The organism is Streptomyces sp. NPDC050548 (assembly GCF_044457385.1).
Taxonomy (GTDB): domain Bacteria; phylum Actinomycetota; class Actinomycetes; order Streptomycetales; family Streptomycetaceae; genus Streptomyces.
The window spans coordinates 363,223-385,054 of the sequence record NZ_JBITGV010000008.1; the positions used below are offsets into that span (position 1 = coordinate 363,223).

A 21,832-nucleotide genomic window follows, 5' to 3' on the forward strand; every position below is an offset into this window, starting at 1 on the left:
TTCTATCAGGCGGCTCTACAGCTTCCGCAGGCTGAGTCGCCGCACCTTGTGGTCCTGGCCCTTGCGGATGACCAGGGTGGCTCGGCCCCGCGTCGGGGCGATGTTCTCCACCAGGTTGGGCTTGTTGATGGTGCGCCAGAGGGTGCGGGCGTAGTCGACGGCCTCGTCCTCGGAGACCTGGGTGTACTTGCGGAAGTACGAGTCCGGGTTCTGGAACGCGGTCGCGCGCAGCTTGCGGAACCGGTTCAGGTACCAGCGCTCGATGTCCTCGGCGCTCGCGTCGACGTACACACTGAAGTCGAAGTAGTCGGCGAGTCCGACGCGGGTACGGCCGTCCGTGCCGGGGAGCGCGGGCTGCAGCACGTTCAGGCCCTCCACGATCAGGATGTCGGGCCGGCGGACCGTGAGCCGCTGGTCGGGGACGATGTCGTAGATGAGGTGGGAGTAGACGGGGGCGGTGACCTCGTCCTTCCCGGCCTTGATGTCGGCGACGAAGCGGGTGAGCGCGCGGCGGTCGTACGACTCCGGGAAGCCCTTGCGCGACATGAGCCCGCGGGCCTCCAATTCCCTTGTGGGGAGCAGGAATCCGTCGGTGGTGACCAGTTCGACGCGGGGGTGCTCGGGCCAGCGGGAGAGCAGCGCCTGGAGGAGCCGGGCGACGGTCGACTTTCCTACGGCCACGGAGCCGGCGACGCCTATCACGAACGGGGTGCCGGACTGCGAGCCCTGCTCGCCCAGGAAGGTGTTCAGCGCGCTTCTCAGGCCGTCCGTGGCGCCGACGTAGAGGTTGAGGAGTCTGGACAGCGGGAGGTAGATGTCCCGCACCTCGTCGAGGTCGATGACATCACCGAGGCCGCGCAGCTTCTCGACCTCGTCGGCGGTGAGCGGCAGCGGCGTCTTGTCGCGCAGCGCGCTCCACTCGGCTCGGGTGAGGTCGACGTAGGGAGTCGCCTCCGGCTTGTGCCGGTGGGCGCTCCGGGGCATCGGGGAGACCGGAGAGATCACCAGTCCATTGTTAACGGAGTTTGAACGGGCCGGTGGGTGGGGTGCGTCACGTGGGTGTCCCCAGCTTCTGCCGGCACTCGGTGAGCGCGAACTCTCCGTAGCTGTCCGCGATCTTCTCCATGAGCCCGCAGTCGGGGACTCCCGGGTTCCAGGTGAGGACGGGGTACTCGCCGTCCGGGTCGGGGCGGGAGGTGTCGAGGACGTGGCCGCGAGCCAGGCCGCGCGGAGGGTCTCGTCCGGCAGACCGGCGTCCAGCAGGCAGCGGACGTCCACACCGAGTTCCACGGCGCCTTCGCCCTCTGCCACCTCGGCCACCTCCGCGGCGAGCTCCAGTGCCCGTACGACGTCGGGTGCGGTGGCCGTGGCCAGCTTCCCGGCGAGCGCGCTGAGCCCGAAGTCGTCCTCGTAGAGCTCGCCGTACCGTTCGCGCTGTCGGGTCATGGGCTCCATCCTCTCCTGCTCGCGACTCCCGAGCAGGGCCAGAATTTCCGAAATCGGGCACGAAGTGCCGTGTTCGGGAGGGCTCCGGCGCCTAGGCTGCCGCGCATGTGCGGAATCGTGGGATACGTGGGGTCGCAGTCGGCGCTTGATGTGGTGATGGCCGGACTGAAGCGGCTGGAGTACCGGGGTTACGACTCGGCGGGCGTCGCCGTGCTCGCGGACGGCGGGCTGGCGGCGGCCAAGAAGGCCGGGAAACTCGTCAATCTGGAGAAGGAACTGGTGGATCGGCCGCTGCCGGCGGGGTCGACCGGCATCGGGCACACCCGCTGGGCCACGCACGGCGGCCCGACGGACGCGAATGCGCATCCTCATCTCGACAACGCGGGGTGCGTGGCCGTCGTTCACAACGGCATCATCGAGAACTTCGCCTGTCTGCGGGCCGAGTTGACCGAGCGCGGGCACGATCTCGCCTCCGACACGGACACCGAGGTGGTCGCGCATCTGCTGGCCGAGGAGTTCTCGGCGTGCGCGGACCTCGCGGAGGCGATGCGGCAGGTGTGCCGGCGGCTGGAAGGCGCGTTCACCCTGGTCGCCGTACACGCGGACGAGCCGGACGTGGTCGTCGGCGCGCGCCGCAACTCGCCGCTGGTGGTGGGGGTGGGTGAGGGCGAGGCCTTCCTCGCCTCCGACGTCGCCGCGTTCATCGCCCACACGCGGTCCGCGATCGAACTGGGCCAGGACCAGGTGGTCGAACTGCGCCGCGACGGCGTGACGGTCACCGGTTTCGACGGGGCCCCGGCCGAGGTCCGCTCCTACCACGTCGACTGGGACGCCTCCGCCGCCGAGAAGGGCGGCTACGACTACTTCATGCTCAAGGAGATCGCCGAGCAGCCGAAGGCGGTCGCCGACACGCTGCTCGGCCGGATCGACGCGGCGGGCCTGCTGACGCTGGACGAAGTCCGCATCCCCGTCCATGAGTTGAGGGAGATCGACAAGGTCGTCATCGTCGCCTGCGGTACGGCCTTCCACGCCGGGCTGATCGCCAAGTACGCCATCGAGCACTGGACGCGCATCCCGTGCGAGGTGGAGCTGGCGAGCGAGTTCCGCTACCGGGACCCGATCCTGGGCGCGCGGTCCCTGGTGATCGCCATCTCGCAGTCCGGCGAGACGATGGACACGCTGATGGCGCTGCGGCACGCGAGGGAGCAGGGCTCAAAAGTCCTGGCCATCTGCAACACCAACGGGTCGACGATTCCCCGCGAGTCGGACGCGGTGCTGTACACGCACGCCGGCCCGGAGGTCGCCGTGGCGTCCACGAAGGCGTTCCTGACCCAGCTGGTGGCGTGCTATCTGGTCGCCCTGTATCTCGGCCAGGTGCGGGGCACCAAGTGGGGTGACGAGATCCAGGCCGTCATCCGCGACCTCTCGCAGATTTCCGGCGAGGTCGAACGGGTGCTGGAAACCATGGAGCCCGTACGGGAGTTGGCGCGCTCGGTGGCGTCGAAGAACACGGTGCTGTTCCTCGGCCGCCATGTCGGCTACCCCGTCGCTCTCGAAGGCGCCCTGAAACTCAAGGAGTTGGCGTACATGCACGCCGAGGGCTTCGCGGCGGGGGAGTTGAAGCACGGGCCGATCGCGCTCATCGAGGAGGGCATGCCGGTCGTGGTCGTCGTGCCCTCCCCGCGCGGCCGTTCCGTCCTCCACGACAAGATCGTGTCCAACATCCAGGAGATCCGGGCGCGGGGTGCGATGACCATCGTGATCGCGGAGGAGGGCGACGAGACGGTCGTCCCGTACGCCGACCACCTGATCCGGATCCCCGCCACCCCGACGCTGCTGCAACCCCTCGTCGCAACCGTCCCGTTGCAGGTCTTCGCCTGTGAACTGGCCACGGCCCGCGGCAACGAGGTGGACCAGCCGCGGAACCTGGCGAAATCGGTGACGGTGGAGTGAGCGGCGGCCTTCAGTCAACTGCCGTGATTTCGGCGAGACTTATGGCGGGACAGCCGAGCATGCCGGTCAGTACGCGACGCTGACGCGGCGTCAGAGGGGTCACGAAGACCGCCGCTCCGGCGGCGGTCTTCTCACAGAGCAGCGCTGCTTCCCGGACCTTCCCGTAGGTCAGGAGGGTCCGTGCGGAGAAGGGCAGCGCCATCTTCCGCGCACCACCGGCCGAGACACCGCGCCGCTGCACGATCCGTCCCACGACGCGCGCGCCGCGGGCGTCCAACTCCCGTGCCGCCGCGTCCATCAGGGCGGCGAAGTCTTTCTGCCTGCCGGAGAAACAGCCGACGATCACGACATCGGTCCCCGCGACGGCCGGGACCGGAGCCTCGTGCCGGGCCGGTTCCGCGTGATGAACTGGACGCCGGTCGCGCCGTCGACCCTGATGCATGTCCCACAGGCTAAAGGAGAAGGATGCCGAGTGCGATGCGGTCGCCCGGTCGGGAAGACGGCTGGTACCGAGGCGACTGTCATGTGCACTCGGTGTCCTCGAACGGCGGTGAGCTGACGCCGGAACGTCTTGCCGACGAGGCCCGTGCGGCCGGGCTGGATTTTCTGGCGGCCACCGAGCACAACAACGCGGACACGCACGGTGCTTGGGGCCGGTGCGCCGGAGACGATCTGCTGGTGGTTCCGGGGCAGGAGGTCACCACCCGCACCGGGCACTGGCTCGCGCTGGGTCTCCGGCCGGGGCAGGTGGTCGACTGGCGGTACGGCGTGCGGGACGAGGTGGTCGGCCGGCAGCTGGATGAAGTCCATCGGGGCAGTGGGCTGTGTGTGGTGGCGCATCCGCACGCGCCGTACGACTCCGGCACGTTCCTGTACCCGTACCAGGGGTTCGATGTGGTCGAGGTCTGGAACGGGCCGTGGAGTTCGGACCTGCCCTGGCAGGCGGACAACGAGGCGGCGTTGGCGGAGTGGGGACGGAGTCTCGGTGCGGACATCCGGCGGCAGGGCGGGTGGCGGCCGGCGATGGGCAACAGTGACGCTCACCTGTCGGGCCAGATCGGCGTTCCGCACACCGTGGTGTGGGCCGAGGAGTTGAGTGTGGATGCGGTGCTCGCCGGGATTCGGGCCGGGCGGAGTTGGATCGCTGAGTCTGCCGCCGTCGAGTTGTCGTTCACGGTCTCTGCCGGTGTTCAACGGATGGGTGTCGGAGGGCAGTTGGAGAGCCGTGGCGGACCGGTCGTTGCTCGGGTGGGTGTGCGTGGGGTGCCTTCGGGGGCGGTCAGTTTTCATACCGAGCGGGGGAAGGTTCACGTTGCTTCGCTGCCGGGCGCGGGGGCGGGCACGGTGGAGTGGCGCACCAGTGCGCGGGAGTCGGCGTTCCTCCGAGTCGAGGTGCGTCATCCGGGAGGGCGGATGGCGGCTCTCAGCAACCCGGTAACTCTGCGCTGATCACGGAGTGTTGGGTCCCCCCGCGCACAGCGCATGGTCGATCAGTGTGCTGGCCGAGTTCTCCTGGGCGAGGATGTGTTCCAGGGTGTCGCCGCGGGCCTCGGACATGGAGACCACGGCGCTTCGACTGCCGTTGTCGGTGACGCCGTTGAGGGTGATGTAGCCGCCGTCCCCGCCCTCGTGGCCCCAGTAGGTTCCTCCGCAGCTCAGGGGGCGTTCGGCCAGGCCGAGGCCGTATCGGCCGCCGGGCCAGAGCTGTTGGACCTCCGGGCTTACGGGGACGGTCTGCTTCATCTGGGCCAGTTGCCGCGCGGGCAGCAGGCGGCCGGCGAGCAGCGCGCGGAGGAAGGTGTTCTCGTCGCGGGTGGTCGTGACGTACGAGAGGTTCTCGTAGTCGACCGGTATCTGGTCGGTGACGTCCACCACGGAACCGGGGCCGAAGAGCTGGTAGGCCTTGGAGCGTGGCCGGGGCAGGGTGGGCGAAGTACCGCCCCACCGGGTCTGGTTGAGGCCGAGTGGACGCAGGACGCGGTCTTCGATCTCCTGGTGGGCGGGTTGGCCGGTGGCCTTCTGGATGATGGTGCCGAGCACGACGTAACCGGTGTTGGAGTAGTTCCAGCCCTTGCCCGGTGGGAAGTCCGGCGCGTGGGCCATGGCGCGGGCGACCAACTGCTCGGGGCTGTAGACGTCGTAGCGCTGCTGGTAGTACTCCTCCGGCGTGGTGTATCCGGGGAGGTCGTCGTGAATTCCGCTGGTGTGCTGAAGCAGTTGGCGGATGGTGATGCGGGTGCCGTCGTTGCCGTTGCCCCGCACGACGCCTGGCAGCCAGTGGTCGACCGTGTCGTCCAGGGACAGCCTGCCCTCGGCCTCCAGTTGGAGCACCACGGTGGCGACCAGCGTCTTGGACGTGCTGGCCATGCGGAAGTACCCGTCGGGACGGACCGGGCGGCCGGTGTCCAGGTCGGCGGTACCGCTGGTGGCGACGGACTCCCGGCCGTTCGGCGCGACCGTGCGGGCCTGTACTCCGGTGACACCGAGGGCGTGGATTGCCTTGGTGTCCTGACGTAGCTGTTCCGCGGGGGAGGGGCTGGTGGGTTGGGCTACGGCGATGCCGGTCTCGGTGGCTAGCAGGGTGGCGATGCCGAGTGCCAGGGCGAGGTACTTCCGCAGGGCCGAAGTCATGGCTGAACGCTAGTTTCGGCTTCGGCGGGGGGCGATCCGGTGTGCCTCAGGATCGGGGTGGGGGATAGCCCCCGGGCGTGGGCGTGCTCAGGTGCGGAAGCGGGCTGACTTGACGGCGTGTATGAGGTGCGCCAACGGGGTTGCGTTGATGGTGAGTTCGGTGGTGGGGCTGTTGCTTTCGCGGAGGCGGAGAGGTGGTGGGTGAGGTGGCGGCGATTTCGACGCAGGTGTTGCCTTCGCCGCCGTCGGAGAAGGTGGACTTCTGCCAGTGCCTGGGCTGGGGCATACGGGTCCTCAACGTTCCTTTTGTGGGGTGCCGTTGGGCAGTCCGGTGGTCATTGCCAGCGGGCCGCCCTGATCACGGACAGGGCGACTTCGGTGACAGAGCCTGTGCTGGTGTCGATGGTGAAGTCGTCTACTGAGGCCCGGTCGAGGATGCCGTCCAGTTCACCGGACCGGTTCAGGTGCCATTGCAGTGCCTTGGCCGTGCGGTCGTGACGGCGAGTCAGGCGTTGCTGGATGAGCGGTAGTTCGGCCCGGAGTCGACACACCGTGAGGTCGACTCCTACGGCGTCGGCCAGCGCCTTCCGCTCGTCCTGTTTCTCGATCACACCGGCGAGTACGAGGCGGGTGGCTCCCGCGTCGAGGTAGTGACCGGCGACGCTCCGCAGGTTCCGCAGCAGCATGTCGAAGTTGAACCGGTCACCGGGAGGCGTGGGCCACGAGTTGCTCAGCCAGTCGAGGTCCAGCACGGCATGGGGGACCCCCGCGTCGGCGAGCAGGTCGCCCACCGCCTCGGCAACGGTCGTCTTGCCCACGCCGACCGTGCCGTTGATCAGGAGGGCACGAGCGTTCCGGGAGCTGTCCGCGTGCATTTCGGCATCGTATGGCGAGCGGTGTGGGCTCCGGAGCGCTTGCAGGGTCAGGCTGTGTGGAACAGGTCCGACTTCAGGGTGTGGATGAGGTGCGCCAACGGGGTGTTGGTGGTGGTGAGTTCGGTGTCGGGGGTGTCGCTTTCGCGGAGGTGGAGGGTGGTGGGTGAGGTGGCGGCGAGTTCTACGCAGGTATTGCCGTCCCCGCCTTCAGAGAAGGAGGACTTCTGCCACTGGGCGGCCTGGGTCATGCTGACGCCTCACAGTTCCTTTGCGATTTGGTGGATGAAGTCCCGGGATGCGGCCGGGCCAAGCGCTGTCTTCTCCACTTTATGGAACAGCTGTCGGAAGCGTTCCAGCTGGGATCCGGTGTCCACGAAGGCCGTGCCGTGGGGTGAGTCCCGGAGAACTGTGTCCAGTTGAGTGATCGGTCCGCCGATGTACATCATCGCGCTGCTGGCGCCGGCGAACCCGTCTGTGTCGAACGGGACGAGGCGTACCGTTGCCCGCTCCTCCTCGATGGTCCGGAGAACTTCAAGGAGTTGGGCCCGGGCGACCTGGCGGTCGGCGACGCGGATCCGCAGCGCCGACTCGTGGATGACTGTCTCGTACGTGGCTGGGGCGTCGCCTTCGAGAGCCGCTCTGCGCCGCATGCGGTGCTCGACACGTGGGGCCAGTTCGCTCGGTGGCAGCTCCGGGACCATGTACCCGAAGACGGCACGGGCGTAGTCCGGGGTCTGCATCAGCCCCGGTACATGGGTGATCACGACCTCCCGCAGGAAAGTCGCATGGTGCTCCAACTCGGCCACGTCGAGGAAGACCGGCGGCAGGACGCCTCGGTACTCCTCCCACCAACCTCGGGTCCGATCGGCCGCCATTGCCACCAAGGCTTCGACCAGTGACTCGTCCGCGCAGGAGCAGTGCGCTGCCAGCCTGCGCAGACGTTCCTCGCTGATGCCAGAACTGCCTGCCTCGATCTGGCTCATGTGTGTCGAGCTCGAATTCAGCAGGCCTGCAACCTCCTTGGCCGACAACCCGGCTGCCTCCCGCAACCTGCGCAGTTCGGCACCCAGGCGCACCTGGCGTGCGGTGGGTTGGTTCCGCATGGTCATTCCGGTAACTGCCTCTCTGGGACTCCTCGTTCGGGTGTCAGATTACGCGAACGGCTTGCCCAGGTTGGAATTACTGCCCTACCTTCAGTGATGCGACGCACACGCTGCGGAAGCGCACCGCTTCGTCCTGCCATGACGGCTGCGGCAATGCCACCGCCCGCGCCCATCACCCACCTCACCCCGTCCGGAGCTGCCGCATGCCCGAAACCGAGCCCGAACCCTGGGAGTACTCCCTCTCCGTCCCGCACGATCGCCGTGCCGTCACCGTCTGCCGCCGCACCCTGCGCCTCGTCCTCACCGCGCACGGCCTCATCCGGGTCGTGGACACCGCCGAACTCCTCGCGACGGAGTTGGTGGCCAACGCCGTACTCCACACCAAGGGACCGGTGATGCTCCGTGTGCGGTGGTCGGCGGGGGTGCTGCGCGTCGGGGCGTGGGACGCGGACCCCGAACCTCCCGAACCGCCGGGGCAGTTGGGGGAGCTCTTGGACGCCGAGGCAGGGAGAGGGCTCGCGTTGGTGCAGGCCTGCGCCCATCTCTGGGGCTGGCAGCCGTTGTCGAGGAACGGGCAGCGCGGCAAGTACGTGTGGTGTGACCTGGACGCCGCCTAGATCGTTGATCACGCCGAATAGATCGGACAGAAAGGAGAGTTGATGGCCAGCTCGTCGCATGACGGGCTGCACCGGATCTTCCAGAAGGATCCCGCGCTTCTGCTCCGCGCCCTGCAGAGCGTGTTACGCATCCCTTTCCCCGAACCGCGTGAGTTCGCCGCCATGAACGTGGACCTCACCGAGATCGAACCGGTCGAGAGGCGCCTGGACACGTTGCTCCGGGCAGAGACCGACGAAGGGGACTACCTCCTCGTCGTCGAATCGCAGGGCGATATCGACAAGAGGAAACGCGGCAGCTGGCCGTACTACCTCAGCTACTTGCACGAGAAGTACCGCTGCGAACCGGTGCTCATCGTCATCACCCAGAACAGCGCTACGGCCCGTTGGGCGGCGGAGCCCATCCATCTCGGGGTGCGCGGATGCCCCTCGCTGACGGTGCGCCCGTTCGTGCTGGGGCCGGACAACGTGCCGGTGATCGTGGACGAGCGCGAGGCCGAACGGGACGTACCCCTTGCGGTGCTTTCGGCGATGACGCATGGCAAGGGGCCGAGGGCCGCCGCCATACTGGAAAACCTGGCTACCGCCCTGCGGACCATCGACCCGGACAGCGCCGCGGTCTTCGTGCAGTTCGTCGACTCATGCCTGGCAGACCGCCAGGCCCAGCAGATGTGGAGGGACCTGATGACGGCGATCCAGTACTTCTGGCGGCACCCGCTGGCGGAGCAGGTGCGAGACGAAGGCAGGGAAGAAGGCCGGGAAGAGGGCAGGGAAGAAGGGCGCGTCGAAGGGTGGTCGGCGGCCATTCTGCGTACTTTCCAACGGCGTCAGATCGACATCCCCACCGACGTCCGCGACCGCATCCTCGCCTCCACGGACCTGGACGAACTCGGTACCTGGTTCGACCGCTCCCACGAGGTCGCCGACGCACGGGAGTTGTTCACCGAGGGGTCTTGAAGCGGAGGGCCGATCCGCCGGGCCTCAGCTCGCCGCCCGCCCGGCGGACGCCCGCTCCATCGCGCTGTCCAGATGAGTGATGACGGCCGGTACGTCGTCGCTCTCGGTGTGGCGGATCAACTCCAGCGCCGGCCGTACGAGAAGACCCGGCCGCGCGATCAACCGGGCCAGTACCGCAGCCCGGACATCGAGCCGGTCGATGGTGGCCTCGCGCTGCGCCTCCGTCTGCCCGGCCAGAAGCACCGCGTTGTACCAGGCCTCCTGCCGGGACTGGACGACGCTGAAGTCCAGGATCTGCTCGTCCGTGCGGCCTCCGACCTTGTCCAGTAGGGACAGGAGGGGGGATATGGCGCCCACCGAGTCCTCCAGTACCAGCACCACCCCCGCGAGGATGTCGTTGATCAGCAGGAAGTCGTGCTGGAGTGCGTGGATGTCCTCGCCGGGGCTCGTGCGCGCGGCGGCCACGGCCAGGTCGAGGTTGATATGCGCGTTCACGCCGAGGATCAGGTGCTGGACGATGACCGTGTCGGCGTCGGAGAGCAGGCCGAACGTCTCGCGCCAGCAGCGTGGCCCGCTCCGGTCGCGGCGCCAGGCGTCGTACGCGTCGAAATAGCGGTTGCCGAAGAGCGTGTCGAAACGGTCCATCCGGGGGCCGTCCTCGAACTTCCCGGCGTGGATGGCCTTGCGGATTTCCACCGTCACCTGCCGGTACAGCGCCGCGAAGTACCCGACCCGGTCACCGGCGTCCGTCGCCTCCCGCACGATCCCCGCAAGCCCGTCCACGACCTCGTCGATGTTCTGTGCCTGTGCAGCCATGCCCAACTCCCCTTTGGCGGAGCCACAGTTCGGACTGCTCAGTCTCACCGAAAATGACAGCTCCGGTACGGCTCACACCCACACCCGGTCCACAGGACCCCGCTTCACCCCGCCCGCCACCGCTGCTCCGCACCCCCGCTCAGCGGCACCAGTGACACCCCCTTCTCCCCGTCCGGCGCCATCCCCGTCAGGATCGCGATCGCCGGGCGGAACACCCCGTCCGCGTCCACCGTGAACCGCAGGTTCTCGCCGTGGTTCCCGTCCACCGAATCGCACTCCCAGATGCCGACGCCCTTGGCCACGGACCCCCGGCTGTCCAGGCACAGGTCGGAGTCGGCGGAGGACTGCACCACCCCGCGCCCGGAGTCGACGCGCCACAGCTGGGTGTCGGACGAGGTGCAGGGGGCCGTGATCACATCCGTGCCCTCCGTCAGGTCGCCGTCGCGGATGTCCAGGCACCGGCCCGTGGAGACGTTCACGACCTGCGCGTAGGTGCCGTCGGGCGCGTGTGTGGCCGGGGACGGGGAGGGCGTCGTGCTCGCGGAGCGCGTCGGCTTCGAACTCCTCGTCGGGGACGGTGACTTGGAAGGAGTCGTCGACGGCGTCACCGGGACCGTCGCCGTCACCTCGGACGGAGTCGACGGAATCGCCACGGCGCCCGCCGCCGCACCCGGATGCGACGTCGCCCCGCCCGGCCGCAGCAGAAAGAACAGCAGGGGCACCAACGCCACCCCCAGCACGGCCGACGCCAGCACCAGCCGACGCGAAGGTGCCCAACTCACCGGAGTCCCGCGGGCGTTGCTCCTTGCCTCCTCGCGACCCCGCATCGCGTACGACGCCCCCGCCCACGCCACCAACCCCTCCGCCAGCGTCGCCCGCGGCGCGTCCCGCAGTGCCGTCAGTTCCTCGTACGCGCCCGTGCAGTGGACGCACTGCGCCATGTGCGCGTGCAGGTCGGCGCTGTCGCGGGGGTTGTCGGGGCGTACCGACTCCTCGATCAGACGCCGGAAGTCACCGCAGCGCGGGTCGTCGGAGGCGGCCAGGCGGGACTTCAGGCAGGCCTGGGCCATGGACTGGAGGGCCGGTCCGGTGCCGTGGACGACGTCCTCGCGGGTGAGGCCGAGGAGGGAGGCGGTCACGGTTTCCGGTTCCCGGTCGACGATGCCGTACCAGACCAGGCCCTGTGTCCGGGAGGGGAGCGAGAGGAACGCCGGGAGCATGGAAGGTGCCGGGTCCGTCGTGTTCAGGAGCAGGAGGAGGCCGGCGTCCAGGCCGGTCGAGCGGTCGTCCTGGGACCATGACGCGGCCACCCGGCCTGTCAGCAGCAGGAGTTGATGCCGCCAGGGGACGGACGGGTCCACGCCGCGTGCCGTCTCGCGGGCCGCGAGGGTGAACGCCTGGGCCGCCAACTGCCGTGCCGCCGACTCGCTCGTCGTGCACAGGCGGGCGTAGGAGAGCACGGACGGCTGGTGCCGGGTGCGGAGTTCCTGGAGGGCCGCGTAGACCGTGGACGTGTCGGCGCGCAGTAACTCCGTGAGCCGGGTGTCGGACGTTCCGGGTATGCCGTCGTCCTTCTCGGAGCGAACCATTCACCCGCCTCCTCGCGCCCGTCCTGACCTACCAGCCAGTTTGTCGGGTGCCCATAGTGGTGGCGGGAGACCGGTGGGGAAAGAGGTTTCTGTGGGTAACCCCGGGGGTGGCACGGGAGCGTCCGGGAACGCCTGAGCGCGGCGCACACGCGCGCCGCGCTCAGTACAGGCGATACGGGCATACAGCCAGGGGAGTTCTACTCCTCGACCGTAAGTCCCTTCCGCAGCCGCACCAGTGTCCGCGACAGCAGCCGCGACACATGCATCTGCGAGATGCCCAGTTCGTCGCCGATCTCCGACTGCGTCATGTTGGCGACGAAGCGCAGGGAGAGGATCTGCCGGTCCCGTTGCGGGAGTTCGGCGATCAGCGGCTTCAACGACTCGACGTACTCGATGCCTTCGAGCCCGTGGTCCTCGTAGCCGATGCGGTCCGCGAGCGCGCCCTCGGAGTCGTCCTCCTCGGGCTGGGCGTCGAGTGAGCTGGCGGTGTAGGCGTTCGACGCCGCCATGCCCTCGACGACCTCGTCGCGGGAGAGCTTCAGGCGTTCGGCGAGTTCGGCCACGGTGGGGGCGCGGTCGAGTTGCTGGGCCAGTTCGTCGCCGGCCTTGGCCAGGTCGAGCCGGAGTTCCTGCAGCCGGCGCGGGACGCGCACGGACCATGAGGTGTCGCGGAAGAAGCGCTTGATCTCACCGACGATGGTGGGCATCGCGAAGGTGGGGAACTCGACGCCGCGGCTGAGTTCGAAGCGGTCGATCGCCTTGATCAGGCCGATCGTGCCGACCTGGATGATGTCCTCCATCGGCTCGCTGCGCGAGCGGAAGCGGGAGGCGGCGAACTTGACCAGCGCGAGGTTGAGTTCGACGAGCGTGTTGCGGACGTACGAGTAGGCGTGCGTCCCTTCTTCGAGGGACTCCAGCCGCTCGAAGAGAGTCTTGGAGAGGGCCCGTGCGTCCACGGCGCCGATCTCGTCGTACGGGGGGATCTCGGGGAGCCCCTCGATGATGGGATTGGGATCCAGTTGTGCCGGTGGGGGTGTCGACGTCGCTGCCGGGGTAGGCGATGCGTCGAGCCGGGGTGACATGGTGTCCTCCATCGTTCTCGGCATATGGCTGCCGAAGCCGGTGCGTGCACTGCGGAGTGCGGCGCCTCCAAAGCCGGTCGTGTCGGTCGGTCGTATCGGATGTCCAAACTGTTGTCCCTACTAGCCCTACCCGGTTTCCGGAGCCCGCCGCAAGTGCGCTGTGTACCCATATGTCCACTTGTGGGCGGTTGTTCGGGTGTCGGAGAGTGTGAGGAAGGCGTAGTGTTCCAGGGCGAACGTCAACAGCCACGACCTCGGGAGAGAGAGACGGCATGGACCGCGGCACGGTCGGCAGCGCACAGTCTGGCCGGCTTCTGGTCGAGGTGCGGAAACAGGGCCTCAGCGCCGTCGTGACACCGGCGGGTGAGTTGGATCACCACACCGCCGAGCTGTTGCGCGAACCGCTGGACGACCTGCTCGCCCACGGGTACGCACGGCTCGTCGTGGACTGCTCACGCCTGGAGTTCTGCGACTCCACGGGCCTGAACGTACTGCTCGGCGCGCGACTGAAGGCGGAGGCCGCAGACGGCGGAGTGCACCTCGTGGGGATGAAGCCCGCGGTGGCGCGCGTCTTCGAGATCACAGGGGCGGATGCGGTCTTCACCGTCCACGACACCCTTGAGGCCGCTCTCGCCGACGAGTAAGGGGTGTTTTGCCGGTTCGCCAGGGCAGGAGAACACCATCTGAACCTGTCGGCGACCGGAGCGACGAAAAAGCCCCTGACCCACGTACTGACTGTTGAACACGTACCGAGTCTTGAATCGTGAACCGGTGAATCGGTGAGGTGAAGCGCTGATGAGCACCACCCGGCCCTACCCGCCGGGCGACCGCCCGGAGCCCGGTGGCGCTACGGGGGCGCCCGCGGGGGGCGCTTCCGTGCCGTCCGCCGGGGACGACACCGAACCGGCCGCGGGCCGGCTCACCCGCAGACTCGGGTTCGCGGGGGAGAGCGGGGTCGTCCCCCTCGCCCGCGACTTCGCCCGCCAGGCCCTCTACGCCTGGGGCTGGCTGCCCGCCGAGAGCGCCGACCGGCGCGCCGCCGCCGAGGACGTCCTCCTCGTCGTCTCCGAACTGGTCACCAACGCCTGTCTGCACGCCGAGGGACCGGACGAGATGTGGATCACCTGCGAGAACAAGGTGATCCGCGTCGAGGTCTCCGACCGCGGCACCGGCCAGCCCGCCCCCAGAACCCCGCACCGCGCCGGCCGCCCCGGCGGCCACGGCATGTTCATCGTGCAGCGGCTGTGCCTCGACTGGGGAGTCGTACGGACTCCGGGGGTCACCGGAAAGACCGTGTGGGCGGAGCTGGGAGCACCGGCGTAACGCGGTCGCCGCGCCCCCCGGGAGAATCCTTTCCCCAAGAACCGACGCACGTCGGATCGTCACAACTCCGACGTGCGCCTTGTCTTCCTTCCTCACGACCCCCGGCGTACCTTGACGGCCGATCTGATGTGCCGTCAGGAATGAGGGGACCGTGTCGTACCAGAAACGAACCGCAGCGCTCGCGTCCGTCGCGGCCCTGGCCGGCTCGGCGGTATTCATGGCCGCCCCCGCAGCCCGGGCCGACGTGGTCGACGTCAACTACAAATGCCAGACGCCGATCGGCGTCAAGACCGCCGTCTCGCCCATCGACATCAAGGGCGTCAAGAGCGGCAGCGGCTACAAGCTCACCATGTCCTGGCAGAAGGGCGTCTCCTCCAGCCCCGTCGAACTCGGCAAGGGCGCGATGAGCCCGAGCGCCACCATCAAGGTGGGCGGCGCCGACAGCGGCACCGTCTCCGTTTCGGGCCCCGCCAACGCCGCCGCGATCCCCGCCAACACCCCCATCAAAATCAACGACTTGACCGGCACATACACCCCGAAGGCCAGCGGCAAGGTCACCTTCACGGCGGCCGTACTCACCATCAAGGCCCTCGGTACGACGACCACGTGCACCCCCACCAACAGCCCCGGCCCGTCCCTCACGCTGGACGTCACGGCGGCGGGCGGATCATCGGGAACCAGCGGCTCGACCGGCAGCGACACCGGTACGGACTCCGGCGGCACGCTCCCCAAGACCGGCCCCGACGACTCGGTCGTCGCCCTCGGCACGCTCGGCGGCACGGTACTGCTCGCGGGCGCGGCGGGCACCCTGTGGCTGACCCGGCGCAACCAGACGGCCCGCGCCCGCCGTTGACAGCCCCCGTGTGCGGAAGTCGAGTCGACGGGAGCGGTGATGTGAGCGGCAAGGTGCGGATCTCGGCGCTGGTGGCGGCGTGCGCGCTGCTTCTGCTGCCGTTGGCGGGAGCGACGCCGGTCGCGGCGGCCGACGGACCGAAGGTGACGCTCTCCAAGTCGCAGGCGGGGACGGGCGGTTCGATCACCGTCTCCGGCAGCGGCTGGCGGACGCACGCCCTGCTGACGGTGCTGATCTGCGGACAGGCCACGCCCGCGCGCGGGGTGATCGGCGGCACCAACTCCTGTGCCAACGCGGACGGTCGGGCCGTCACCACCGACGCCAAGGGTGTCTTCAGCAAGAAACTCCCGGTGTCCGAACCGCCCGTGCCCTGCCCGTGCGTGGTGCATGTGGCGACCGTGACCGGGGCGAGCGCGTCCGCGGACGCCGTCTTCCAGGTGGCGGGCCACGCGGTCGAACCACTGCCCGCGGAACCGTCGACCGGACGGCTGTCGGTCATCTCCGACACCCGCCTCGACGGCTCCAGCGGGCTGCTGACCTGGTTCGGGGCACCGGCGTCCCGCACGCTCGTCTTCACCGTCGGCAACGCCGGCTCGTCCCCCGTCAAGAACCCGGTGTTCCAAGTAGGCACCTCCCACGGGGTGTTCGCACCGCAGTGGGACGACCAGCAGTTCAACGGCACGATCGCGCCCGGCGGCAAGGCGGAGATCGGACTCCCGGTCGAACTGTCGGCCGGGGCACACGGCGACTACAGCGTCTCCCTGAAATACGGCGGCCGGGTACTCGCCGAGGAACCGTGGGGCGTGGGCCGCCCCTGGGGCGTGACCCTGTTCTGGATCCTGCTCTGCGTGGTCGTACCGGCGGCGGTGTTCCGCGTCGGCATGGCCGTGGTGGACCGGCTACGGCCGCGCAAGGCGGGCCGCAGCACGGGCCCGGCCCGCCACCGGGACCTGCGACGACGGCTACGACCGCGGTTGCCCGAACAACTCGCCCTGCGCCTGCCGAAGTCCGGCACGGCCGCACCGCACACGGCCCCTGCGACCTCGACCCTGCCGTGGTTCACCCCGGACTCCGACCCGGGCACGGCCGGTCGGCTCTCCGCACCGCACGAGGACAGTCCGACGAGTCCAACGACTCCCACCAGGAAGGGACTTCAGTGAGCAAGCGAAGGAGAGTCATACCGGTCGGCGGACGGAGAGCGGGTGCGGCGGCCACGGCGCTGATCCTCGGCGGCGCGGGCGTCCTGCTCGGCATGAGCGCCGGGTCCGCGCAGGCCGCCGAGGTGTCCTACGCCACCCACTGCGTACCGCCCGCGGGTATCGACCCGGTCGACGGCACCACCAAGGTCGAGATCACCGCGCCCGCCACGGCGCATGTCGGCGACACGGTCGACATCGTGTGGAAGTTCACGCAGGCCGCGTCCAAGAACCCCGACATCATCGACCTGCCCGCCAACTCCGTTCAGCCGTCCGGGACTTTGAAGGCGGGCGGCGCGCAGACCGCCGCCGTCGCGATGCTGGGCCCGCGCGAGAACCCGGCGATCCCCAAGGGCGGCGCGATGACGCTGTCCGACATGAAGGGCACCCTGAAACTCACGACCGCCGGCGCGGTGACGCTGACACCGGACGCGTACACGGTCAACGCGTTCGGGACGGACACCAAGTGCGCGCCGACGGTGACGGTTCCGACGTCGGCGACGATCGATGTGACGGCGGGGGACGGCAGTTCGTCGAGCACGTCACCGACGCCGTCGGACTCGACATCCGCGTCGGCGTCGGAGTCCGCCTCCGAATCTGCCTCTGCATCAGCCTCCGAGTCCGCGTCGAGCAGCCCCAGCGACTCGGTGTCCGCGAGCGCGAGCGACGGCACCGGGCAGAGCGACTTCACCGGCAAAGAGGTCTCCGTGCCGTACGCGTGCAAGACGCCGCTCGGTGACAAGAGCGCGACCTCGCCCGTGCAGATCAACGCCAAGAAGGACGGCGGGAGTTACGACCTCACCGTGCAGTTCAACGGCTCCGTGATGGACAGCCCCGCCGACATCCCGGCGAACTCCGTCAGCCCCTCGATGGAGGTGGTCCTCGGCGGCGCGGACTCGGGCACCGTGCACGTGGAGGGACCGACGAACTCCGCTGCCATCAAGTCCGGCGACCCGATCAAGATCCCTGATCTGACGGGCACGTACAAGCCGGGCGCGAGCGGTACGTCGACACTTGCTCCCGGGGTCCTGACGGTCAAGGCCCTCGGCACGACGACGACCTGCACGCCGACCAAGTCCGAGGTCTCCCTGACCCTGGACACCACGGAACAGGCGAGCGGGGCGTCGGGCAGCACGTCGTCCTCTGGTGGGCTTGCGGAGACGGGATCCGACAGCCATGGCGCTTTGAAGGCTCTGGGGTTGGTGTCCGGTACGGCGATCCTGCTGGGTGTGGGGGTGTTCACGTTTCTGCCGGGGCGGAGGCGGCTGCGGTAGACAAGTGCGGGTTGGCCACTCGCTTCTCAAACGGGCTGGAGCGGACCTAGTCAAGGGTGACCGGGAGGGTCATCGCCGCAGGCGACGCGCAGCGAAGCGGAGCGCCCTTTACTCGGTCCGTTCCGGCCCGACACTGACAAGAAGCGAGTGGCCAACCCGCACCATCAAACCCCGCCGGCACGAACTCCGGCGTCAGTGCACATCCCCCATGAGCTCCCGCACCTTCTTCCGGTACATCCACACCGCCGCACCCGCCAGCACCGCAAGAACGGCCTGCAACGCGACAATCCCCGTCTTGTTCAGGTCCACTCCGGCGATCGACAGCAGACCCGTCGTCGCGTCGCCCGCCGTGACCGCGAGGAACCAGACGCCCATCATCTGGGAGGCGTACTTGGCCGGAGCCATCTTCGTGGTGACCGACAGGCCGACGGGGGAGAGGGTCAACTCGCCGACCGTCTGGACGAAGTAGATCGCCACGAGCCACATCGCCGCCGCCTTGTGACCGCCGTCGGCGATCGCGAGCGGGGCCAGGAAGAGGAAGAAGGACGCGCCGATCAGGGTCAGGCCCATCGCGAACTTCGTCGCCGTGCTCGGCTCCTTGCCGCGGCGGGCCAGGGCCAGCCAGGCCCAGGCGAAGACGGGGGCGAGGGCCATGATGAGGACGGGGTTGACCGACTGGTACCAGGAGACCGGGAAGTCCCAGCCGAAGACGGCGTTCTTCGCGGAGGAGTCGGCGAACAGGGACACGGTCGAGCCGCCCTGGTCGTAGATCATCCAGAACACGGCCGCGGCGACGAAGAACCAGATGTACGCGGACATCTTGGACTGGTCGGCGCGGTCGAGGGTCTTGTCGCGCTTGATGCGGGCGATGACCAGGACAGGGATGAGCAGGCCGGCGACGGTGATCGGGACCAGCAGCCAGTTCAGCGTGTAGTGGCCGGAGAGGCCGACGACCGCGTAGAAGACGATCGCGACGGCCGCCCAGAGGCCCGACTTGCGGAGCGTGGCCGCCTTCTCCTCGGCGGACAGCGGCGTGGGGACGACGTCCGAGCGGGAGCTGAGGTGGCGGGTGCCGAGCAGGTACTGGGCGAGGCCCAGCGCCATGCCGACCGCGGCGAGCGCGAAGCCGAGGTGCCAGTTGACGTTCTCGCCGACGGTGCCGATGACCAGCGGTGCGGCGAAGGCACCGACGTTGATGCCGATGTAGAAGAGCGTGAAGCCGCCGTCGCGGCGCGGGTCGTCGGGGCCCTCGTAGAGGTGGCCGACCATCGTGGAGATGTTGGCCTTGAGGAGACCCGAGCCGATCGCGACCAGGCCGAGGCCCGCGAAGAACGTGCCCGAGGTGGGGAGCGCGAGCGTGAGGTGGCCGAGCATGATGATCACGCCGGCGACCGCGACGGTCCTGCGGGGGCCGAGGACGCGGTCCGCGAACCAGCCGCCGGGCAGGGCGAGCAGGTACACGAGGGACAGGTACACCGAGTAGATCGCGGTAGCGGTGGCCGCACTCAGGTGGAGGCCGCCGGGGGCGACCAGGTACAGGGGGAGAAGGGCCCTCATGCCGTAGTAGGAGAAGCGTTCCCACATCTCGGTCATGAAGAGCGTGGCCAGTCCGCGGGGGTGGCCGAAGAAGGTCTTCTCGGAACCGGGGGTGCCCGGAGTCACCGAGTCCTTCGTCAGGCTGGACGCCATGGTCGATCCTTGCTGGTCGGGCCTTGTCGGCCGGGGGCCGCACACAAAAAAGACCTTCAGCAGTAAATGCTCGCCAAAGGTCCCCAGTGTCACTACGGGCGGTCAGGTCACCATACGGCAGGACACTGCCGGATATGGAAGGACTTGAGACACGGATCACAGGAAGAAGTGGAACCGTGAGCGCCGATTCGAAGGCGGATATCAGGATGACACCCCACAGGCACAGGTTCCGCCCACATCCTTCACCGGAACGCACCCGTCTTGCCCCAAGGTAAGAATCACTCGTGGCGATCACACCTCGACCGCTGTCCGAGGCGGACTACCATCACCTCATGACCCGTGTACTGCTCGCCGAGGACGACGCGTCCATCTCGGAGCCGCTGGCCCGCGCTTTGCGACGGGAAGGTTACGAGGTCGAGGTGCGCGAGGACGGACCTACAGCCCTCGATGCCGGCATCCAGGGCGGCATCGACCTGTGTGTCCTGGACCTGGGCCTGCCCGGCATGGACGGCCTTGAAGTGGCCCGCCGACTGCGCGCCGAGGGCCACACCGTCCCGATCCTCATCCTGACCGCGCGCGCCGACGAGGTGGACACCGTCGTAGGCCTCGACGCGGGCGCCGACGACTACGTGACCAAACCCTTCCGGCTCGCCGAACTGCTCGCCCGTGTCCGGGCCCTGCTGCGGCGCGGCGCCGCCGAGCCCGCGCAGCCGCCCGCCACGCACGGCGTCCGGATCGACGTCGAGTCGCACCGCGCGTGGATGGGTGACGAGGAACTCCAGCTCACCGCCAAGGAGTTCGACCTGCTGCGGGTGCTCGTGCGGGACGCGGGGCGGGTTGTCACCCGGGACCAGTTGATGCGTGAGGTCTGGGACACCACGTGGTGGTCGTCCACCAAGACCCTCGACATGCACATCTCCTGGCTGCGGAAGAAGCTCGGTGACGACGCGGCCAATCCTCGGTACATCGCCACCGTGCGTGGTGTCGGGTTCCGGTTCGAAAAGAGCTAGGTCGGCTACGCGCGTTGCGCCGTGGGCGGCTGGTGTGATGTGTGCGACTGGCCGTCGTCCTGGGCTGGTCGCGCAGTTCCCCGCGCCCCTGAAGGGGCGCTGACGTCACCGGTTCTCCAAAAGTCACCGCCCGGAGGGTCCCGTGCGTCGTCGTCTTATTCAGTCCACCCTCGCTGTGGTGCTCGTCGTGATCGCCGTCTTCGGTGTGTCCCTTGTCATCGTGGAGACGCGGACCATCAGCAACAGCGCCCAGGAACGCGTGGATTCCGAGGCGCTCCGGCTGGCCAGCATCGTGGACAGCCGGATCCTCGGCGCGGAGATCGTCGACTCGGAGGTGCTGCGCACCCAGGTCACCGAGGATCGCTACGCAGAGATCCGCATCCCGGGCGACCCGGTGATCGAGGTCGGCACCAAGCCGACGGGTGACGTCATCCACTCCACCGCCAAGGGCGAGGAGGGCGAGACGGTCACCGTCGTGGAGCCGCGCTCGAACGTCACCCGCGAGGTCGGGCGGACGCTGCTCATCATCGGTGCCGTGGCGCTGCTCGCCGTCGTGGCCGCCGTACTGCTCGCGGTGCGGCAGGCCAACCGGCTCGCCTCGCCGCTCACCGACCTCGCGGAGACCGCCGAGCGGCTGGGGTCAGGGGACCCGCGGCCCCGGCACAAGCGCTACAGCGTTCCCGAGCTGGACCGGGTCGCCGATGTCCTCGACTCCTCCGCCGAGCGCATCGCCCGCATGCTCACGGCCGAGCGCAGGCTCGCCGCCGACGCCTCGCACCAGCTGCGTACGCCGTTGACCGCGCTGTCGATGCGGCTGGAGGAGATCACCCTCACGGATGACCCGGACACGGTGAAGGAGGAGGCGACGATCGCGCTCACGCAGGTCGAGCGGCTCACCGACGTCGTGGAGCGGCTGCTGACCAACGCGCGTGACCCCCGTACCGGCTCCGCCGTCTCCTTCGACCTCGACGAGGTCATCCAGCAGCAGCTCGCCGAGTGGCGCCCCGCCTACCGCAGTGCGGGCCGCGCGATCGTCAGTTCCGGCAAGCGGCATCTGCAGGCCGTCGGCACTCCGGGGGCGGTCGCCCAGGTGCTGGCCGCGTTGATCGAGAACTCGCTCATGCACGGCGGCGGTACGGTCGCCCTGCGCACCCGTGTCACCGGCAATCAGGCCGTCGTGGAGGTCACGGACGAGGGTCCGGGGGTTCCGACCGATCTCGGTGCGCGGATCTTCGAGCGGACGATCAGCGGCCGCAACTCCACGGGGATCGGTCTGGCCGTGGCCCGGGATCTCGCGGAGGCGGACGGCGGCCGGCTGGAGATGCTGCAACTGCAGCCGCCGGTGTTCGGGCTGTTCCTCTCGCGTACACCGCCGACGAAGCGGCTGCCCGCGGAGGACGAGGAGCCCACGGTCCGCTGAG

At 68.9% G+C, this 21,832-nt stretch carries 22 protein-coding genes; 11 read left to right on the forward strand and 11 right to left on the reverse strand.

All coding sequences use genetic code 11. The annotated features are described in order from the left end of the window. Positions 1 to 15 precede the first annotated feature (15 nt). Complete coding sequence (gene coaA, locus ACIBJH_RS24165; protein WP_399118960.1) at positions 16 to 984, reverse strand: type I pantothenate kinase; 969 nt, start codon at positions 982 to 984, stop codon at positions 16 to 18. Positions 985 to 1,551: 567 nt separating this feature from the next. Between coaA and glmS the strand changes: the two genes are divergently transcribed. Beyond that, entirely contained in the window at positions 1,552 to 3,399 is a 1,848-nt protein-coding gene (glmS, locus tag ACIBJH_RS24170; RefSeq protein WP_399118892.1) for a glutamine--fructose-6-phosphate transaminase (isomerizing), read from the forward strand. A 10-nt stretch (positions 3,400 to 3,409) separates the two neighbouring features. Here glmS and ACIBJH_RS24175 read toward each other — a convergent pair whose 3' ends face one another. Next, positions 3,410 to 3,841, reverse strand: coding sequence for a hypothetical protein (locus tag ACIBJH_RS24175; RefSeq protein ID WP_399118893.1), 432 nt, complete (start codon positions 3,839 to 3,841; stop codon positions 3,410 to 3,412). Between the two features lie 35 nt (positions 3,842 to 3,876). Here ACIBJH_RS24175 and ACIBJH_RS24180 point away from each other — a divergent pair, with 35 nt between their 5' ends. Continuing rightward, positions 3,877 to 4,848: a CehA/McbA family metallohydrolase gene (locus tag ACIBJH_RS24180; protein ID WP_399118894.1), complete on the forward strand. Its 972-nt coding sequence runs from the start codon at positions 3,877 to 3,879 to the stop codon at positions 4,846 to 4,848. On the opposite strand, the gene ACIBJH_RS24185 is transcribed toward ACIBJH_RS24180, so the two are convergent. The 5 genes from ACIBJH_RS24185 to ACIBJH_RS24205 are packed head-to-tail and all read right to left on the reverse strand — an operon-like array spanning position 4,849 to position 8,014. Next, complete coding sequence (locus ACIBJH_RS24185; RefSeq protein WP_399118895.1) at positions 4,849 to 6,030, reverse strand: serine hydrolase domain-containing protein; 1,182 nt, start codon at positions 6,028 to 6,030, stop codon at positions 4,849 to 4,851. A gap of 46 nt (positions 6,031 to 6,076) precedes the next feature. Beyond that, on the reverse strand, positions 6,077 to 6,316 hold the full coding sequence (locus tag ACIBJH_RS24190) for a DUF397 domain-containing protein (protein ID WP_399118896.1): 240 nt from the start codon (positions 6,314 to 6,316) through the stop codon (positions 6,077 to 6,079). A 49-nt stretch (positions 6,317 to 6,365) separates the two neighbouring features. Next, positions 6,366 to 6,905: an AAA family ATPase gene (locus ACIBJH_RS24195; protein ID WP_399118898.1), complete on the reverse strand. Its 540-nt coding sequence runs from the start codon at positions 6,903 to 6,905 to the stop codon at positions 6,366 to 6,368. A 47-nt stretch (positions 6,906 to 6,952) separates the two neighbouring features. Then, positions 6,953 to 7,153: a DUF397 domain-containing protein gene (locus tag ACIBJH_RS24200; RefSeq protein ID WP_399118899.1), complete on the reverse strand. Its 201-nt coding sequence runs from the start codon at positions 7,151 to 7,153 to the stop codon at positions 6,953 to 6,955. Positions 7,154 to 7,162: 9 nt separating this feature from the next. Beyond that, a complete protein-coding gene (locus ACIBJH_RS24205) occupies positions 7,163 to 8,014 on the reverse strand; it encodes a helix-turn-helix domain-containing protein (protein ID WP_399118900.1) in 852 nt (283 codons plus the stop codon). Positions 8,015 to 8,211: 197 nt separating this feature from the next. Here ACIBJH_RS24205 and ACIBJH_RS24210 point away from each other — a divergent pair, with 197 nt between their 5' ends. Continuing rightward, positions 8,212 to 8,625: an ATP-binding protein gene (locus tag ACIBJH_RS24210; RefSeq protein WP_399118901.1), complete on the forward strand. Its 414-nt coding sequence runs from the start codon at positions 8,212 to 8,214 to the stop codon at positions 8,623 to 8,625. A 42-nt stretch (positions 8,626 to 8,667) separates the two neighbouring features. Further along, a complete protein-coding gene (locus ACIBJH_RS24215; RefSeq protein WP_399118961.1) occupies positions 8,668 to 9,579 on the forward strand; it encodes a hypothetical protein in 912 nt (303 codons plus the stop codon). A gap of 24 nt (positions 9,580 to 9,603) precedes the next feature. Here ACIBJH_RS24215 and ACIBJH_RS24220 read toward each other — a convergent pair whose 3' ends face one another. From ACIBJH_RS24220 to ACIBJH_RS24230, 3 genes are all read right to left on the reverse strand, one after another. After that, entirely contained in the window at positions 9,604 to 10,395 is a 792-nt protein-coding gene (locus ACIBJH_RS24220; protein ID WP_399118902.1) for a DUF5995 family protein, read from the reverse strand. Between the two features lie 104 nt (positions 10,396 to 10,499). Then, positions 10,500 to 11,984: a ricin-type beta-trefoil lectin domain protein gene (locus ACIBJH_RS24225; RefSeq protein WP_399118903.1), complete on the reverse strand. Its 1,485-nt coding sequence runs from the start codon at positions 11,982 to 11,984 to the stop codon at positions 10,500 to 10,502. 197 nt (positions 11,985 to 12,181) lie between these two features. Then, positions 12,182 to 13,066, reverse strand: coding sequence for an RNA polymerase sigma factor SigF (locus ACIBJH_RS24230; protein WP_399118962.1), 885 nt, complete (start codon positions 13,064 to 13,066; stop codon positions 12,182 to 12,184). Between the two features lie 272 nt (positions 13,067 to 13,338). On the opposite strand from ACIBJH_RS24230, the gene ACIBJH_RS24235 reads away from it, so the two are divergent. The 5 genes from ACIBJH_RS24235 to ACIBJH_RS24255 all read left to right on the forward strand — a co-directional run bounded on the left by ACIBJH_RS24235 (position 13,339) and on the right by ACIBJH_RS24255 (position 17,712). Next, positions 13,339 to 13,710, forward strand: coding sequence for an STAS domain-containing protein (locus ACIBJH_RS24235; protein WP_399118904.1), 372 nt, complete (start codon positions 13,339 to 13,341; stop codon positions 13,708 to 13,710). A gap of 151 nt (positions 13,711 to 13,861) precedes the next feature. After that, on the forward strand, positions 13,862 to 14,389 hold the full coding sequence (locus ACIBJH_RS24240) for an ATP-binding protein (RefSeq protein WP_399118905.1): 528 nt from the start codon (positions 13,862 to 13,864) through the stop codon (positions 14,387 to 14,389). A gap of 151 nt (positions 14,390 to 14,540) precedes the next feature. Next, positions 14,541 to 15,242: an LPXTG cell wall anchor domain-containing protein gene (locus ACIBJH_RS24245; protein WP_399118906.1), complete on the forward strand. Its 702-nt coding sequence runs from the start codon at positions 14,541 to 14,543 to the stop codon at positions 15,240 to 15,242. Positions 15,243 to 15,283: 41 nt separating this feature from the next. Beyond that, on the forward strand, positions 15,284 to 16,402 hold the full coding sequence (locus tag ACIBJH_RS24250; RefSeq protein WP_399118907.1) for a hypothetical protein: 1,119 nt from the start codon (positions 15,284 to 15,286) through the stop codon (positions 16,400 to 16,402). Beyond that, the gene (locus ACIBJH_RS24255) at positions 16,399 to 17,712 is read left to right on the forward strand and encodes a hypothetical protein (RefSeq protein WP_399118908.1); all 1,314 of its coding nucleotides are present in this window, start codon (positions 16,399 to 16,401) and stop codon (positions 17,710 to 17,712) included. Before ACIBJH_RS24250 ends, ACIBJH_RS24255 begins: the two co-directional genes overlap by 4 nt. Before the next feature lie 192 nt (positions 17,713 to 17,904). On the opposite strand, the gene ACIBJH_RS24260 is transcribed toward ACIBJH_RS24255, so the two are convergent. Then, positions 17,905 to 19,401, reverse strand: coding sequence for an oligopeptide:H+ symporter (locus ACIBJH_RS24260; protein ID WP_399118909.1), 1,497 nt, complete (start codon positions 19,399 to 19,401; stop codon positions 17,905 to 17,907). 332 nt (positions 19,402 to 19,733) lie between these two features. Here ACIBJH_RS24260 and ACIBJH_RS24265 point away from each other — a divergent pair, with 332 nt between their 5' ends. Further along, positions 19,734 to 20,411 (forward strand): response regulator transcription factor, encoded by a 678-nt coding sequence (locus ACIBJH_RS24265; RefSeq protein WP_174447603.1) that lies wholly within the window; start codon positions 19,734 to 19,736, stop codon positions 20,409 to 20,411. 142 nt (positions 20,412 to 20,553) lie between these two features. Then, complete coding sequence (locus ACIBJH_RS24270) at positions 20,554 to 21,831, forward strand: ATP-binding protein (RefSeq protein WP_399118910.1); 1,278 nt, start codon at positions 20,554 to 20,556, stop codon at positions 21,829 to 21,831. Position 21,832: the final 1 nt, after the last annotated feature.

Bases quoted from the DNA above. Each gene is read 5' to 3' on its own strand.
- ACIBJH_RS24200 (WP_399118899.1), bottom strand. From the start codon at position 7,153: ATGACCCAGGCCGCCCAGTGGCAGAAGTCCTCCTTCTCTGAAGGCGGG.
- ACIBJH_RS24190 (WP_399118896.1), bottom strand. From the start codon at position 6,316: ATGCCCCAGCCCAGGCACTGGCAGAAGTCCACCTTCTCCGACGGCGGC.
- ACIBJH_RS24175 (WP_399118893.1), bottom strand. From the start codon at position 3,841: ATGCATCAGGGTCGACGGCGCGACCGGCGTCCAGTTCATCACGCGGAA.
- ACIBJH_RS24205 (WP_399118900.1), bottom strand. From the start codon at position 8,014: ATGACCATGCGGAACCAACCCACCGCACGCCAGGTGCGCCTGGGTGCC.
- glmS (WP_399118892.1), top strand. From the start codon at position 1,552: ATGTGCGGAATCGTGGGATACGTGGGGTCGCAGTCGGCGCTTGATGTG.
- ACIBJH_RS24230 (WP_399118962.1), bottom strand. From the start codon at position 13,066: ATGTCACCCCGGCTCGACGCATCGCCTACCCCGGCAGCGACGTCGACA.
- ACIBJH_RS24260 (WP_399118909.1), bottom strand. From the start codon at position 19,401: ATGGCGTCCAGCCTGACGAAGGACTCGGTGACTCCGGGCACCCCCGGT.
- ACIBJH_RS24240 (WP_399118905.1), top strand. From the start codon at position 13,862: ATGAGCACCACCCGGCCCTACCCGCCGGGCGACCGCCCGGAGCCCGGT.
- ACIBJH_RS24185 (WP_399118895.1), bottom strand. From the start codon at position 6,030: ATGACTTCGGCCCTGCGGAAGTACCTCGCCCTGGCACTCGGCATCGCC.
- ACIBJH_RS24265 (WP_174447603.1), top strand. From the start codon at position 19,734: ATGACCCGTGTACTGCTCGCCGAGGACGACGCGTCCATCTCGGAGCCG.
- ACIBJH_RS24225 (WP_399118903.1), bottom strand. From the start codon at position 11,984: ATGGTTCGCTCCGAGAAGGACGACGGCATACCCGGAACGTCCGACACC.
- ACIBJH_RS24195 (WP_399118898.1), bottom strand. From the start codon at position 6,905: ATGCACGCGGACAGCTCCCGGAACGCTCGTGCCCTCCTGATCAACGGC.
- coaA (WP_399118960.1), bottom strand. From the start codon at position 984: ATGCCCCGGAGCGCCCACCGGCACAAGCCGGAGGCGACTCCCTACGTC.
- ACIBJH_RS24235 (WP_399118904.1), top strand. From the start codon at position 13,339: ATGGACCGCGGCACGGTCGGCAGCGCACAGTCTGGCCGGCTTCTGGTC.
- ACIBJH_RS24180 (WP_399118894.1), top strand. From the start codon at position 3,877: ATGCGGTCGCCCGGTCGGGAAGACGGCTGGTACCGAGGCGACTGTCAT.
- ACIBJH_RS24210 (WP_399118901.1), top strand. From the start codon at position 8,212: ATGCCCGAAACCGAGCCCGAACCCTGGGAGTACTCCCTCTCCGTCCCG.
- ACIBJH_RS24215 (WP_399118961.1), top strand. From the start codon at position 8,668: ATGGCCAGCTCGTCGCATGACGGGCTGCACCGGATCTTCCAGAAGGAT.
- ACIBJH_RS24220 (WP_399118902.1), bottom strand. From the start codon at position 10,395: ATGGCTGCACAGGCACAGAACATCGACGAGGTCGTGGACGGGCTTGCG.